Source organism: Aeromonas sp. ZOR0002, assembly GCF_963866995.1.
GTDB lineage: Bacteria > Pseudomonadota > Gammaproteobacteria > Enterobacterales > Aeromonadaceae > Aeromonas > Aeromonas caviae.
Genome location: NZ_CAWMFQ010000273.1, coordinates 1 through 12,630, shown reverse-complemented (window position 1 = coordinate 12,630; position 12,630 = coordinate 1). Strand labels below are relative to the sequence as shown.

The 12,630-nt window shown below is 64.3% G+C and carries 11 protein-coding genes and 1 pseudogene; 6 read left to right on the top strand and 6 right to left on the bottom strand.

The window, feature by feature from the left end:
* From AACR77_RS14785 to bioB, 3 genes and pseudogenes are all read right to left on the bottom strand, one after another.
* A pseudogene (locus AACR77_RS14785) lies at positions 1-100 on the bottom strand (malonyl-[acyl-carrier protein] O-methyltransferase BioC); the annotation flags it as partial.
* On the bottom strand, positions 90-1,286 hold the full coding sequence (gene bioF / locus AACR77_RS14780; RefSeq protein ID WP_042882501.1) for an 8-amino-7-oxononanoate synthase: 1,197 nt from the start codon (positions 1,284-1,286) through the stop codon (positions 90-92). The pseudogene AACR77_RS14785 and the gene bioF, both read right to left, overlap by 11 nt.
* Positions 1,283-2,371 (bottom strand): biotin synthase BioB, encoded by a 1,089-nt coding sequence (gene bioB / locus AACR77_RS14775; protein ID WP_042882498.1) that lies wholly within the window; start codon positions 2,369-2,371, stop codon positions 1,283-1,285. Before bioB ends, bioF begins: the two co-directional genes overlap by 4 nt.
* A gap of 193 nt (positions 2,372-2,564) precedes the next feature.
* Here bioB and bioA point away from each other — a divergent pair, with 193 nt between their 5' ends.
* Together bioA and AACR77_RS14765 are read left to right on the top strand one after the other, a co-directional pair.
* A complete protein-coding gene (gene bioA, locus AACR77_RS14770; protein ID WP_042882496.1) occupies positions 2,565-3,839 on the top strand; it encodes an adenosylmethionine--8-amino-7-oxononanoate transaminase in 1,275 nt (424 codons plus the stop codon).
* 135 nt (positions 3,840-3,974) lie between these two features.
* Entirely contained in the window at positions 3,975-4,796 is an 822-nt protein-coding gene (locus AACR77_RS14765; protein WP_042882494.1) for a HAMP domain-containing protein, read from the top strand.
* Here AACR77_RS14765 and AACR77_RS14760 read toward each other — a convergent pair.
* On the bottom strand, positions 4,784-5,086 hold the full coding sequence (locus AACR77_RS14760; protein WP_010674063.1) for a hypothetical protein: 303 nt from the start codon (positions 5,084-5,086) through the stop codon (positions 4,784-4,786). The two genes, AACR77_RS14765 and AACR77_RS14760, sit on opposite strands and share 13 nt — an antisense overlap.
* A gap of 240 nt (positions 5,087-5,326) precedes the next feature.
* On the opposite strand from AACR77_RS14760, the gene asnS reads away from it, so the two are divergent.
* The 3 genes from asnS to AACR77_RS14745 all read left to right on the top strand — a co-directional run bounded on the left by asnS (position 5,327) and on the right by AACR77_RS14745 (position 9,206).
* Positions 5,327-6,727: an asparagine--tRNA ligase gene (gene asnS / locus AACR77_RS14755; protein WP_042882492.1), complete on the top strand. Its 1,401-nt coding sequence runs from the start codon at positions 5,327-5,329 to the stop codon at positions 6,725-6,727.
* 352 nt (positions 6,728-7,079) lie between these two features.
* Positions 7,080-8,423 carry an anaerobic C4-dicarboxylate transporter gene (locus AACR77_RS14750; RefSeq protein ID WP_039039870.1) on the top strand — a complete coding sequence of 448 codons (1,344 nt, stop codon included), beginning with the start codon at positions 7,080-7,082 and terminating at the stop codon, positions 8,421-8,423.
* Positions 8,424-8,549: 126 nt separating this feature from the next.
* Positions 8,550-9,206 carry a hypothetical protein gene (locus AACR77_RS14745; protein ID WP_042882490.1) on the top strand — a complete coding sequence of 219 codons (657 nt, stop codon included), beginning with the start codon at positions 8,550-8,552 and terminating at the stop codon, positions 9,204-9,206.
* Positions 9,207-9,276: 70 nt separating this feature from the next.
* Here the strand turns inward: AACR77_RS14745 and AACR77_RS14740 are convergent, their stop codons facing one another.
* Positions 9,277-10,416 (bottom strand): M20 family metallopeptidase, encoded by a 1,140-nt coding sequence (locus AACR77_RS14740; RefSeq protein ID WP_042882489.1) that lies wholly within the window; start codon positions 10,414-10,416, stop codon positions 9,277-9,279.
* A 137-nt stretch (positions 10,417-10,553) separates the two neighbouring features.
* Positions 10,554-11,930 (bottom strand): C4-dicarboxylate transporter DcuC, encoded by a 1,377-nt coding sequence (dcuC, locus tag AACR77_RS14735; protein ID WP_042882488.1) that lies wholly within the window; start codon positions 11,928-11,930, stop codon positions 10,554-10,556.
* Positions 11,931-12,215: 285 nt separating this feature from the next.
* Here dcuC and AACR77_RS14730 point away from each other — a divergent pair, with 285 nt between their 5' ends.
* Positions 12,216-12,530 (top strand): hypothetical protein, encoded by a 315-nt coding sequence (locus AACR77_RS14730; protein ID WP_010674057.1) that lies wholly within the window; start codon positions 12,216-12,218, stop codon positions 12,528-12,530.
* Positions 12,531-12,630: the final 100 nt, after the last annotated feature.

The following is a 12,630-nucleotide window of genomic DNA, read 5'->3' as shown; positions in this document are numbered from 1 at the left end:
CCTGCTGGAAGCGGGCGTGGGCGTCGTAGTGGCGGGCCGCCGCCCCGAAGCGGCGGGCGAGCTGCGCCTTGTCCACTGACTGGAAACGCTCATGCACCATGGGCGCCCCCTCTCTCGTCGGTGGATGGGCGGGGCCCCAGGGCCTCGAGCAGGCGATCCACGTCATCTTCGCCATGGGCGGCGCACAGGGTGATGCGAAGGCGCGCCGTGCCGACCGGCACCGTGGGCGGGCGGATGGCGCCGGCCCAGACACCGCATTCCCGCAGCCGCTCGGCCAGTTGCAGGGCAGCGACGCTCTCCCCCACCAGCAGCGGCTGGATGGGGGTATCGCTTGCCCCAAGCCGCCAGCCGAGCGCCTGCGCCCCCTGCCGGAACCGGGCGACAAGGCGAGCCAGGTGGGCACGGGCCTCGTCGGCTACACGTACCAGCTCGATGCTCTGGCGCACGGCGCACGCCTGGACGGGGGGCATATGGGTGCTGTAGACATAGTGGCGGGCAAAATTGACCAGGTACTCCACCAGCTCGCGACTGCCACCCACAAAGGCGCCGGCCACCCCGAGCGCCTTGCCGAAGGTCCCCATCTGGATGTGCACGCTGGCAGGAGCAACCCCCTGGGCCGCCAGGGTGCCGCGCCCCTCGGCACCCAGCACGCCGAGGCCGTGGGCATCGTCAATCATCAGCCAGTTGCCGCTTCGGGATGCGAGTGTGGCCAGCTCAGCCCAGGGGGCCTGATCCCCGTCCATGCTGAAGACCCCTTCCGAGACGATCAGGCCCCGGTTTGGCTCAAGCAGCCGCTCAAGGGCCGCCATGTCGTTGTGGCAAAAGCGCTTCATCTTGCAGGGGAGCTGGCTCCCCATCTCCTGCAGGGAGGCGTGGTTGAGCCTGTCCTGCCACAGCAGGTGATCCTTGCCGAGCAGGGCCTTGAGCACCGCCTGATTGGCGGAGAAGCCGCAGTTGAACAGCAGCACCGCCTCCACGCCGAGCCAGTCGGCAAGCGTCTCTTCCAGCTGCTGGTGAGCGCGACTGTAACCGGTCACCAGGGGCGAGGCGCCTGCCCCTGCGCCATATTGCGCCACCCCCGCCGTGAAGGCGGCCTTGATGGCGGGGTGACCGGCAAGGCCCAGGTAGTCGTTGCCAGAGACGTTGAGGTAATCACGCCCCCCGACCCGGATCCGCCCACCGCTCGCGGCCTCCACCGGGGTGCGGCGGCGCAGCAGGGCGGCCTGCTCACGCTCGGCCAGGGCCTGCCCCAGTGCAAAGGGGCCGGTGACAACGGGGGTCATCATGTACGGACGGCTTCTGCGCGGGGACGAGTGGCGTCGTAGAAGAGCTCGCTGGGCTCGCTCTGGCGACTCACCTCGGCCAGCAGCTCCTCCTCTTGAACCTGATCCGGCTTCTGGGCCCGCTGGGCGGGGCGGATGCCGAGGCGCTTGAAGAGCTGCATGTCGCTGTTCTCGTCCGGATTGGGGGTGGTCAGCAGCTTGCAGCCATAAAATATCGAATTTGCCCCCGCCATAAAGCACATGGCCTGCATCTGCTCGTTCATCTTCTCCCGCCCGGCGGAGAGGCGCACGTGGGAGGCCGGCATCATGATGCGCGCCACGGCGATGGTGCGGATAAATTCGAACGGGTCCAGGTTCTCCTGGTTCTCCAGGGGCGTCCCCTTCACCTTGACCAGCATGTTGATGGGCACGCTCTCCGGGTGGCGCGGCAGATTGGCCAGCGCCATCAAGAGGCCCGCACGGTCTTTCGCCTGCTCCCCCATGCCGACGATGCCGCCGGAGCAGACCTTCATGCCGGCGCCGCGCACATGCTCCAGGGTGTCGAGCCTGTCCTGATAGGTGCGGGTGGTGATGATGTCGCCGTAGAACTCCGGCGAGGTGTCGAGGTTGTGGTTGTAGTAATCGAGCCCCGCAGCCCCGAGACGCGCCGCCTGATCGGCGGTGAGCATCCCGAGCGTCATGCAGGTCTCCATGCCGAGCCCGCGCACCTCTTCAATCATGCGCAGGATATAGGGCATGTCCTTCTCTTTCGGGTTGCGCCAGGCCGCCCCCATGCAGAAACGGGACGAGCCGTTGGCCTTGGCCTCCCGGGCCCGCTCCAGCACTTTTTCCACCTCCATCAGCCGCTCGGTCTCGAGCCCGGTGTGGTAGCGAGCGCTCTGGGGACAATATTTGCAATCTTCCGGGCAAGCCCCGGTCTTGATGGAGAGCAGGGTGCTTACCTGCACCTCGTTCGGGTCGAAATGGGCGCGGTGCACCGTCTGGGCCTGGAACAGCAGATCGCTGAATGGCAGGGCAAAGAGATCCTGAACCTCGGACAGGGTCCAGTCGTGACGAAGGGTGTGGGCACCCGCGGTGAGAGCATTCATACATGGCTTCCGGTTGTTATTGGTGGGATCCTGCGCCGCGCTCAAGAGAGCGTTCGCCGCAAGACCCGCCAGCTGGACAGCGCGACGCCAAGGCGTTCGCGAAGCCAAGTGGCTGAAATTGTTGGCTAGTGTAGAGAGCACGCGTAGACTGTCAACACCGACCAGATCAAATTAATTGACAACAGAACACAAAATGACCAATCAAGAATTCGACCTGCACCACGTCTGGCACCCCTATACCTCCCTCACCCATCCCCTGCCCTGCTATGAAGTGGCCAGCGCCAAAGGGGTGACCCTCACCCTGACGGACGGGCGCGAGCTGGTGGATGGCATGAGCTCCTGGTGGGCCTGCGTGCACGGCTATCAGGTGCCGGAACTGGACGCGGCCGCCACCGCCCAGCTCGGCAAGATGTCCCACGTGATGTTTGGCGGCCTGACCCATGCCCCGGCGGTCGAGCTCTGCCGCAAACTGGTGGAGATCACCCCGAAGGGGCTGGATCGGGTCTTTCTGGCGGATTCCGGCTCGGTGGCGGTGGAGGTGGCCCTCAAGATGGCCCAGCAGTACTGGCACGCCAAGGGGACGCCCCGCGCCAAATTTGTCGCCCTTCGGGGCGGCTATCACGGCGACACCTTCGGCGCCATGAGCGTGTGCGACCCGGATGGCGGCATGCACGAGCTCTACCAGGGCTTCCTGCCCGAACACCATTTCGTCGAAGCGCCAAGCTGCCGCTTCCACGCCCAGTGGGACGAGCAGAGCGTGGTGGAGCTGGCCACCCTGGTGGCGGATCATCACGAGGAAATTGCCGCCATCGTGCTCGAGCCCATCGTCCAGGGGGCAGGCGGCATGCGCTTCTATCACCCCCGCTACCTGCAGTGGGTGCGCGCCCTGTGCGACGAGTTCGGCGTGCTGCTCATAGCAGATGAAATCGCCACCGGCTTTGGCCGCACCGGCCAGCTCTTTGCCTGCGACTGGGCAGGGATCAGCCCCGACATCATGTGCCTGGGCAAGGCACTCACCGGCGGCTACCTGACGCTGTCGGCCACGCTCACGACCGAGCATGTGGCTCGTACCGTGTGTGACGGCAAGGCGGGCGTCTTCATGCACGGCCCCACCTTCATGGGCAACCCGCTTGCCTGCGCGGTAGCCAACGCCTCCATCGAGTTGCTGCTCGCCTCACCTTGGCAGGCGCGGGTGCAAGCCATCGAACACCAACTCAAAACCGAACTGGTGGAGCTGACCCTGCACCCGGCGGTGGCGGATGTGCGGGTGCTCGGCGCCATCGGGGTGGTGGAGATGAAGGAGCGGGTGGACGTGGCGCGCATCCAGCGCAAGTTCGTGGAGCTGGGCGCCTGGATCCGTCCCTTTGGCAAGCTCATCTACCTGATGCCCCCCTTCGTCATCACCCCTGAAGAGCTGCGGGTATTGACCGGCGCCATCCACGAGGCCATCACCAGCGGCGAATATTGAGTCCGGTTGAACGGGCCCTGCATGAGCACGCAGGGCCTTTCGGCGCTTTTTCATCAGAATGTGAGCAAGACACCAAAACCCGTCCGGCGAGGAGAGTAGACTGCGCGGGTTTTACCCAACAGATGTACCAGTCCCATGCGCCTCTCCATTGCTGCCAAGATCAACTTCTTCCTGCTCTTCATCTTCTCCATGGTGTTGGTGTTTTCCGCGGCCTATCAGGCGGTGCGCGAGCGTGACCTCATCCTGACCCTCATCAAGGAACAGAGCCGCGAGCAGACCGAGGCCTACTTCGACGGCCTCAACATGCTGATGCTGACCGGCAAGATGGACGCCCGCGACACCCTGCGCGCCAAGTTTCTCCATCACGCCCACGTGGAAGATGCTCGCATCGTGCGCGGGGCGGCGGTCAACAAGCAGTACGGGCCGGGCCGTGACGACGAGGCCCCGAAGGACAGGTTTGATGCCCTGGCGCTGGCGGGCAAGGGGAGCCTGGAGGTAGAGCATGACGGCATGCACAGCCGGCTGGTGGTGACCCGCCCGCTGCTGGCCAGAAAGGATTTTCGCGGTACCGACTGCACCAGCTGCCACCAGGTGCCGGAAAACACCGTGCTGGGAGCGGTGCGTTTTGACTACTCCCTCGACACCCTGTTTACCCGGGTGGAGCAGAACATCCTCACCTCGGCCCTGAGCCTCACCCTCATCTTCGGGCTGGGACTCCTGCTCACCCTCTGGGTCATCCGCACCTGGATAGTCCGCCCCCTCAACCAGCTGACCCGCTCCATGGAGGAGGCCACCGATCGCAACGACTTCGGCCACAGGCTGGAGGGGGATGAAGGGGACGAGATTGGCCGGGTGGCGCTCGCCTACAACCAGATGCTCGACAGCGTGGAGCGCCAGATAGGCAAGCGCCCCGCCTCTCAGGGGAAGGATGACGGCGACGGCCCTCAGCCCCGGTAGTAAAGCAGCAGGCAGGCCACCAGGATCAGCAGCAGGATGAAGAGATTGACGTGGCGGGCATCTTCCTGCCGACGGCTGCGGCCACGGGCCAGCACCAGCACCACCAGGGTCAGCAGGCAGCAACCCCAGAGCCCGCGCTCCAGCCAGGGGGTAAGCAGGGGGTCCCAGCTCTGGCGCACCTTGACGCCCCCATAGACCAGAAAGCCGTAAGCCACCTCTGGCCGGGCGAAGTGATAGAGGGAGAGCAGGGCGACAAAGCCGCCCCAGCAGAGGATCACCAGCCCCTGCAACACCCGTATCCAGCCATCCGGCCCCCGCCTGCGCTCCTTCACCCTCACCCCCGTCCAGCCGCCATGATCCATGCACGATGCATGGGAAAATCCCCGCAAGGGTCCGACATTTTTGCTTGTTTATCAAACCTGCGCGGGTAAGATGAACGGCTTAGTCTGCCATGGTGGGCCAACTGCGCCCGGGCCAGACCCCTAGTGTTGCAAATAGCGCTGCAAGAACAAGCTGGAGACAATATTTCGATGACGCACGCATCCGTAGTTGATGTGCTGGCCGGTAAGTATTCGGTCGGCACCACCCTGACTGTGAAAGGGTGGATCCGGACCCGCCGCGATTCCAAGGCGGGGATCTCATTTTTGGCCGTTTCCGATGGCTCCTGCTTCCATCCGGTGCAGGCCGTCGCCCCCAATACCCTGGCCAATTACGAGAATGAAGTGCAACGTCTGACCACAGCTTGCTCCGTCGAAGTGACCGGCACCGTGGTCGAGTCCCAGGGCAGCGGCCAGTCGTTCGAACTGCAGGCCACCGAGGTCAAGGTGGTGGGCTGGGTCGAAGATCCGGACACCTACCCCATGTCTGCCAAGCGCCACAGCATCGAGTACCTGCGCGAGCAGGGCCACCTGCGTGCCCGCACCAACATCGTCGGTGCCGTGACCCGTGTGCGCAACTGCCTCTCCCAGGCCATTCACCGCTTCTTCCACGAACAGGGCTACCTCTGGATCGCGGCGCCCCTCATCACCGCCTCCGACACCGAAGGGGCCGGCGAGATGTTCCGCGTCTCCACCCTGGACATGGAAAACCTGCCGCGCACCCCCGAAGGCAAGGTGGACTACGACAAGGACTTCTTCGGCAAGGAGACCTTCCTGACCGTGTCCGGCCAGCTGAACGTCGAAACCTACGCCTGCGCCCTGTCCAAGGTCTACACCTTCGGCCCGACCTTCCGCGCCGAAAACTCCAACACCAGCCGCCACCTGGCCGAGTTCTGGATGGTGGAGCCGGAAGTGGCCTTCGCCGATCTGGAAGACAACGCCGCCCTGGCCGAAGCCATGCTGAAGTACGTCTTCAACGCCGTGCTGACCGAGCGCCGCGACGATCTGGAGTTCTTCGCCCAGCACGTGGACAAGGACGCCATCGGCCGTCTGGAGCGCTTCGTCGCCTCCGACTTCGCCCAGATTGACTACACCGATGCCATCGACGTGCTGCAAAACTGCGGCAAGAGCTTCGAGTTCCCGGTCTCCTGGGGCATCGATCTCTCCTCCGAGCACGAGCGCTACCTGGCCGAGGAGCACTTCAAGTCCCCGGTGGTGGTGAAGAACTACCCGAAGGACATCAAGGCCTTCTACATGCGCCTCAACGACGACGGCAAGACCGTTGCCGCCATGGACGTACTGGCCCCGGGGATCGGCGAGATCATCGGCGGCTCCCAGCGTGAAGAGCGTCTCGAGGTGCTGGATGCCCGTCTGGCCGAGATGGGTCTGAACAAGGAAGACTACTGGTGGTACCGCGATCTGCGTCGCTACGGCACCGTGCCCCACTCCGGCTTCGGTCTGGGCTTCGAACGCCTGGTGGTCTACGTGACCGGCATGGGCAACGTGCGCGACGTGATCCCCTTCCCCCGTACTCCCCGCACCGCCGAGTTCTAAGGCGACCCGCCCACTCGCACCGTGCAAAAGCCGACCCCCGGGGTCGGCTTTTTTTATGCCCGCCTCGCTCTTCCCGCCCCCGTTATTCCCGCTTTTTGCATTCCCAACCCTGTGCGCTCCCCCACCTTTCCCGTCATTTATCTGGTGTGCGCCAGGAAGCGGTCCCCTGTTCAAGGGCTGAACCGTAGTTTTTATGCACTTAAATCGGAAAAAAGCCGGTTGTTGAAGCAACGCAATTTTTTACCCCTTTAGGGGTGATAAAATATCCATTAACCCTTCAGGGGTAATTGATGACAGCGGATCCCGGGCAGCTGGCCGATGGGGACATGGATAAAACACACGAGGTAATGGAATGATCTTGATGGAATTTTTGGTGGTACTCGGCTGCTTGCTGCTGGGTACCCGCTTCGGGGGCATGGGGCTGGGTCTTATCAGCGGCATTGGTCTGTTCCTGCTGACCTTCGTCTTCGGCCTGGTGCCGGGCGAGCCGCCGGTGCAAGTGATGCTGACCATACTGGCGGTCATTGGCTGCGCCGCCACCCTGCAGACCGCCGGCGGTCTCAACCTGATGATGCAGGTGGCCGAGCGTCTGCTGCGCCGTCACCCCCAGTACATCACCCTGCTGGCGCCGCTCACTACCTGGACCCTCACCTTCCTGTGCGGCACCGGCCACGTGGTCTACACCATGTTCCCCATCATCGCCGACATCGCGCTGCAGAAGAACATCCGCCCGGAGCGCCCCATGGCAGTGGCGTCCGTTGCCTCCCAGATGGCCATCTGCGCCTCGCCGGTCTCGGTGGCCGTGGTCTCCATGGTCTCCATCCTGGCGGCGGCTCACGGCGTGGGTCAGGCCTACGGTCTGCTCGACATCCTGATGGTCGCCATCCCCTCCTCTCTCACGGGGGTCATGATGGCGGCCCTGTGGAGCCTGCGCCGCGGTAAGGATCTGGACAAGGACGAGGAGTTCCAGGCCAAGATCAAGGACCCTGCCCAGCGGGACTTCATCTACGGCGGTGGTGAAACCCTGCTCAACACCAAGTTCCCGAAAGAGGCTTACTGGTCCACCTGGATCTTCTTCGCCGCCATCGCTGCCGTGGTGCTGCTGGGGGCCGATGAGGCGCTGCGCCCCGTCTTCACCATCAAGGAGAAGACAGGCCCCCTCTCCATGAACCTGGTGATCCAGATGATGATGCTGATCGCCGGCGCCATCATCCTGATGCGCTGCAAGGTCAAGCCGGGGGAGATCGCCAACGGCGCCGTCTTCAAGGCGGGCATGGTCGCCATCTTCTCCGTGTTCGGGGTCGCCTGGATGAGCGAAACCTTCTTCCAGGCCCACATGCCGCTGCTCAAGGAGACCCTGGCCCACGTGGTACAGGCCCAGCCCTGGACCTACGCCCTGGTGCTCTTCCTCATCTCCAAGCTGGTGAACAGCCAGGCCGCGGCGCTCACCGCCATCGCCCCCATGGGGCTGGCGCTGGGGGTCGAACCCAAACTGCTCATCGCCTTCCTGCCGGCAAGCTACGGCTACTTCGTGCTGCCGACCTACCCGAGCGATCTCGCCTGCATCGGCTTCGACCGCTCCGGCACCACCCGCATCGGCAAGTTCATCATCAACCACAGCTTCATCATTCCGGGCCTCATCGGGGTGGTGACCTCCTGTACCCTGGGCTTCATCCTGACCAGCATCCTGCTGTAACAGGCATCCAGTGCGAGCGGCTCCCCCGTGGGAGCCGCTTTTTTATCCCCGCATCTCCGACCCGCGCTTTGCCATCGCCCCCCACTCTGGGTAGCATGGCCCCTCTTTTCTTTGCGGAAATCCCCCATGTCTCGCGTCATCCTGCTCTGGAGCGGCGGCAAAGATGCCATGCAGGCCCTCTGCCACGCCCGGGAAGCGGGCCATCAGGTGGTGGCCCTGATCACCTTTGCCCCGCCAGCACCCCGCTTTCTCGCCCATCCCCTGTCACAGGTTCGCCGTCAGGCGGCGGCCCTCGCACTGTCTCATCAGCTGGTCACCATCGAAGCGCCCTTCGATCTCGGTTATGAGCGGGCCCTGGCGGCATTGAAAGAGGAGTGGCAACTCGATGGGGTCGTCACCGGCGACATCGACAGCGTGGGGGGCGCGCCGAACTGGATCCGCGAGCGCTGTCGCCCCCTGGGGCTCACCGTCCACACCCCGCTCTGGCAGCAACCCCGCGAGGCGTTGCTGGCGGACATGCTGGCCCGCGGCATCGTCGCCCACCTCTCCTGCGTCGATACCCGGGTACTGGCCCCCGAGTGGGTGGGGCGCAGGCTCGATGCGACCACCCTGGCCGAATTGCAGCAACTGGCGGCAACCCGGGGCTTCGATGCCTGCGGCGAGCAGGGGGAGTTCCACACCATGGTGACCGACGGCCCGGGCTTTGCGGCGCCGCTGGTGCTCGGCCACTGGCAGGTGGCGCGCCAGGAGCACCTCGCCTATCTGCTGGAGGACGAGGAATGATGTCTCACGAGGGCGACACAAGCAAAACGGGAGGCGTTGGCCTCCCGTTTTGCTTGTCCTTAACGTTGACCTATTTGGCCAGCTTGCCCAGCACCCGCTTAAGCAGGCGGATGCGCGGCTCGATGCTCTCCAGCAACAGGAACTCCGCCTCCGAGTGGAAGCCGCCCCCCATGGGGCCGAAGCCATCGAGGGACGGCACCCCGGCCGCCGCGGTGAAGTTGGCATCGGAGCCGCCACCGGCCTCCAGCCAGGTGAAGGGGACTCCCTCCTCCCTGCCTGCCGCCTCCACCAGTGCCATCAGGGCCTCGGTGTCGCCGCTCGGGCGCATCGCGGGCTTGAAGCTCTGACGCGTCACCTCGACCCGGCAACCGGCGAGGAAGGGGTTGTTGGCCATGAAGGTGAGCCGGTCGTGCACCGCCTGCGCCTCTTCGTTGCGCCAGAAGCGCAAATCCACGATCGCCTCGGCAAAGTCGGGCACCACGTTGACGCCGGTGCCCCCCTGCACCACCCCCACGTTCATGGTGGTGCCGGTCTCCATGTTGACCTGCTCGTTGATGGTGAGCACCCAGTGGGCCAGCTCCGTGATGGCGGAGATCCCTTGTGCCAGGGCCGAGCCCGCATGGGAGGCCTTGCCGTGGAAGGTGATGCGGTACTTGGCATTGCCCTTGCGGGCGCTGATGAGATCCCCGCTCGGGCGCGCCGCCTCGGCCACCAGCACGCAGCCGCTCTGTCTGGCTCGCTCCACCAGCCACTCCTTGGACCAGGGGGAGCCTATCTCCTCGTCGCAGTTGCAGCAGACCAGCACCTTGAGCCTGGCCAGCACGGCCGGGTCCAGCTCTTTCAAGGCATACCAGGTAGAGAGCAGGCCGCTCTTCATGTCCGACACGCCGGGGCCAAAGGCCTGATTGCCTTCGACTTTCAGCGGGCGTTTGGCCGCCGCCCCCTCGGGGAAGACGGTGTCCATGTGGCCCACCAGCATGACATCGTAGTGCTCCGCCCCCGGGGCATTGGTTACCTCCAGGCAAGGGCCGCACTCGGCGGCGAACTGGTGGCGGGTCACCTGCCAGCCGATGGCTTCATATTTCTCGGTCATGATGTCGGCGACCCGGGCCACCCCGGCCGGGGTGCGGGTGCCGCAGTCGAGGTTGATAAGCGGGGCCAGATCCGCCAGATAGGTATCGAGTGAAAACGGGCGCTTGAGGTCGTTCATTGTCTTCTCCATGGAACAATCTGCGTAAAACACAGACTGTTTTTGCAACGATAAGAGTGGGCGGGCACTCGGCGCCGCCTCGTCAACGGCGGTCGGCCAGCGTGGATCAACTGGCCGCCACCTCTACACCAGAGCCTTTACATGAACAGCAGATAGTTGAGGAGCAGCGCCGTCACCAGGGCCCCCGCCATGGGCACGCTGGTGCGCTTGACCACCACGAAGGGAGAGACCTTGGCGATGCCCGCACAGGCGATGAGCACCGCCGCGATGGGGGAGACGGTGCGACCAATGCTGGAGGCGAGCTGCATCGGCAGCAGCATGGTCACCGCCGGCACGCCAAACTTGGCCGCCACCGCGGGGGCCAGGGAGGAGAAACTGAGGAAGGCCGCGTTGCCCGAGCCCATGATGACCGCCGCCACCATGATGAGCCCCACCATCACCAGGGTCATCAGACCGCTGCCGATGCCGGCATTGCTGGCCGAATGGAGCAGGGTGTCGATGGCGCCGATGGCCTTGAGGGATTCGGCGAAGAGCTCGGCACAGACGATCAGCGCCACCACGGGGCCGAACACCTTGCCCATGCCGTCGAGGAAGCTCGACAGCCCCGCGAAGGCGGTGCGCACCGAGCGGGTGCGCAGCAGCTCGCACAGCATGCCGATAAAGACCGACAGCAGCATGGCCACCTCCACGCTGACGCTGATGCTGGTCACCAGGAGCTTGGAGAAGGTCATCATCAGCACGAAGGGGATGATGGGCAGCAGGCCGTACCAGGTCGGCGCGGCCACCTCGTCCGCCCCTTTTTCGTCAAGCTCGGCGTGTTCGCCGCGATGCAGGGCCGGATCCCAGCCCTCCTGGCGGTCACAGTGCCGCTGCCAGAAGAAGTGCAGCACCATGGTCACCAGCAGCATGGGGACCACCAGCCAGATCTGGTAATCGACGAAGTAGCTGGTGGGATCCATGCCGGACTGACCGGCGGAGAAGATGGCGTTGGTCTGGGTCGGGCCGATTTCGAACGCCTGGGAGGTGGCGATGACGCCGCAGGCGGAAGCCGGGCTGATGCCGAGGTTGCGCATCACAGGGTACATGGTGACCATCAACAGCAGGCCAAGGCCGGTGGCGGAGGTGACGAACAGGGAGACGAAGACCGCCACCAGGTAGCAGATGGCCAGCATCAGGTAGCTGGACTGGATGCCCGCCACCGGTTTGACCGCCACCCGCACCAGGGCCTGGGAGGCGCCGATATGGGACATGTAGGTGGCAAAGCCCGCCACCGCCATGATGGTGAGGCCAAGGCCCGCCGCCCGGTAGGAGAAGATCCCCTTGAACACCTCGAACAGGTCGAACAGGGCGAAGCCGGTGCTCTTGTCAGCGGGCAGAATGGGGTGCAATCCCAGCCAGTAGGCCACCGCAAAGAGGGCCATGCCCGCCAGCGCCAACACCGCCTGCGGGTTGTAATCCTTGATGATGCCGTAGACCACGGCGATCAGCACGAGCAAGACGAAGACGAGTTCCAAGGTGCACTCCTGACAAGATTATCGAGAAGCGCAATCTAGTGGGGGATCTCCCCTTTCCTCTTGATCACCATCAATAAAGATGGAAAAAGCAAACGGTTGTAGATTTTTATTCCGAAAATAAAACTAAAAACAACATTTAACATCACAAAACTGGATCTAGAATGCTCTCCAGGGTATCCCTGACCGACAACCGCCACTTTGTTTGCGTTGGATCAACATCCCGCCGGGGTGAACTGGCCAAGATGCCCGTCGACACAGAGCGACCATTTCGCACCGGAGAGAGTTATGACAAACCAAGCCACCGCAGGCACCCCGACCTGCGACTGCAAGCTGTGGGACATCCTCGTCGAGTCTGCAAAGGAACGCACCACCATTCGTTACTCCAAACTGGCCAGGCAGGCCGGACTGGAACAGTGCCAGGATGAACTGCGCACCCTGCTGCAACGCATCCGCATGTATTGCACCGAAAATCACCTGCCCATTCTCTCCGCCATCGTGATGGATGACGTGGGCAAGTACGCCGGCCTCTCCTCCAGCCTGCCGGATGCCCCCTGGGAGCGGGCACGGGTCTTCGATCACGAGTGGACCACCCTGCACTGAGTGCCGCCCCCTGAATCCGGAACGCGCCCATACCAGCAGGCGCGTTCTGGTTTTTGGCCCCCACCGTTTCTTCCCCGGCCCCAGCGGCCCCAGCGGCCCC

Excerpts from the sequence above, each read along its gene's own strand:
- bioF (WP_042882501.1), bottom strand. The coding sequence starts at position 1,286 with ATGATGACCCCCGTTGTCACCGGCCCCTTTGCACTGGGGCAGGCCCTG.
- bioB (WP_042882498.1), bottom strand. The coding sequence starts at position 2,371 with ATGAATGCTCTCACCGCGGGTGCCCACACCCTTCGTCACGACTGGACC.
- bioA (WP_042882496.1), top strand. The coding sequence starts at position 2,565 with ATGACCAATCAAGAATTCGACCTGCACCACGTCTGGCACCCCTATACC.
- AACR77_RS14765 (WP_042882494.1), top strand. The coding sequence starts at position 3,975 with ATGCGCCTCTCCATTGCTGCCAAGATCAACTTCTTCCTGCTCTTCATC.
- asnS (WP_042882492.1), top strand. The coding sequence starts at position 5,327 with ATGACGCACGCATCCGTAGTTGATGTGCTGGCCGGTAAGTATTCGGTC.
- AACR77_RS14750 (WP_039039870.1), top strand. The coding sequence starts at position 7,080 with ATGATCTTGATGGAATTTTTGGTGGTACTCGGCTGCTTGCTGCTGGGT.
- AACR77_RS14745 (WP_042882490.1), top strand. The coding sequence starts at position 8,550 with ATGTCTCGCGTCATCCTGCTCTGGAGCGGCGGCAAAGATGCCATGCAG.
- AACR77_RS14740 (WP_042882489.1), bottom strand. The coding sequence starts at position 10,416 with ATGAACGACCTCAAGCGCCCGTTTTCACTCGATACCTATCTGGCGGAT.
- AACR77_RS14730 (WP_010674057.1), top strand. The coding sequence starts at position 12,216 with ATGACAAACCAAGCCACCGCAGGCACCCCGACCTGCGACTGCAAGCTG.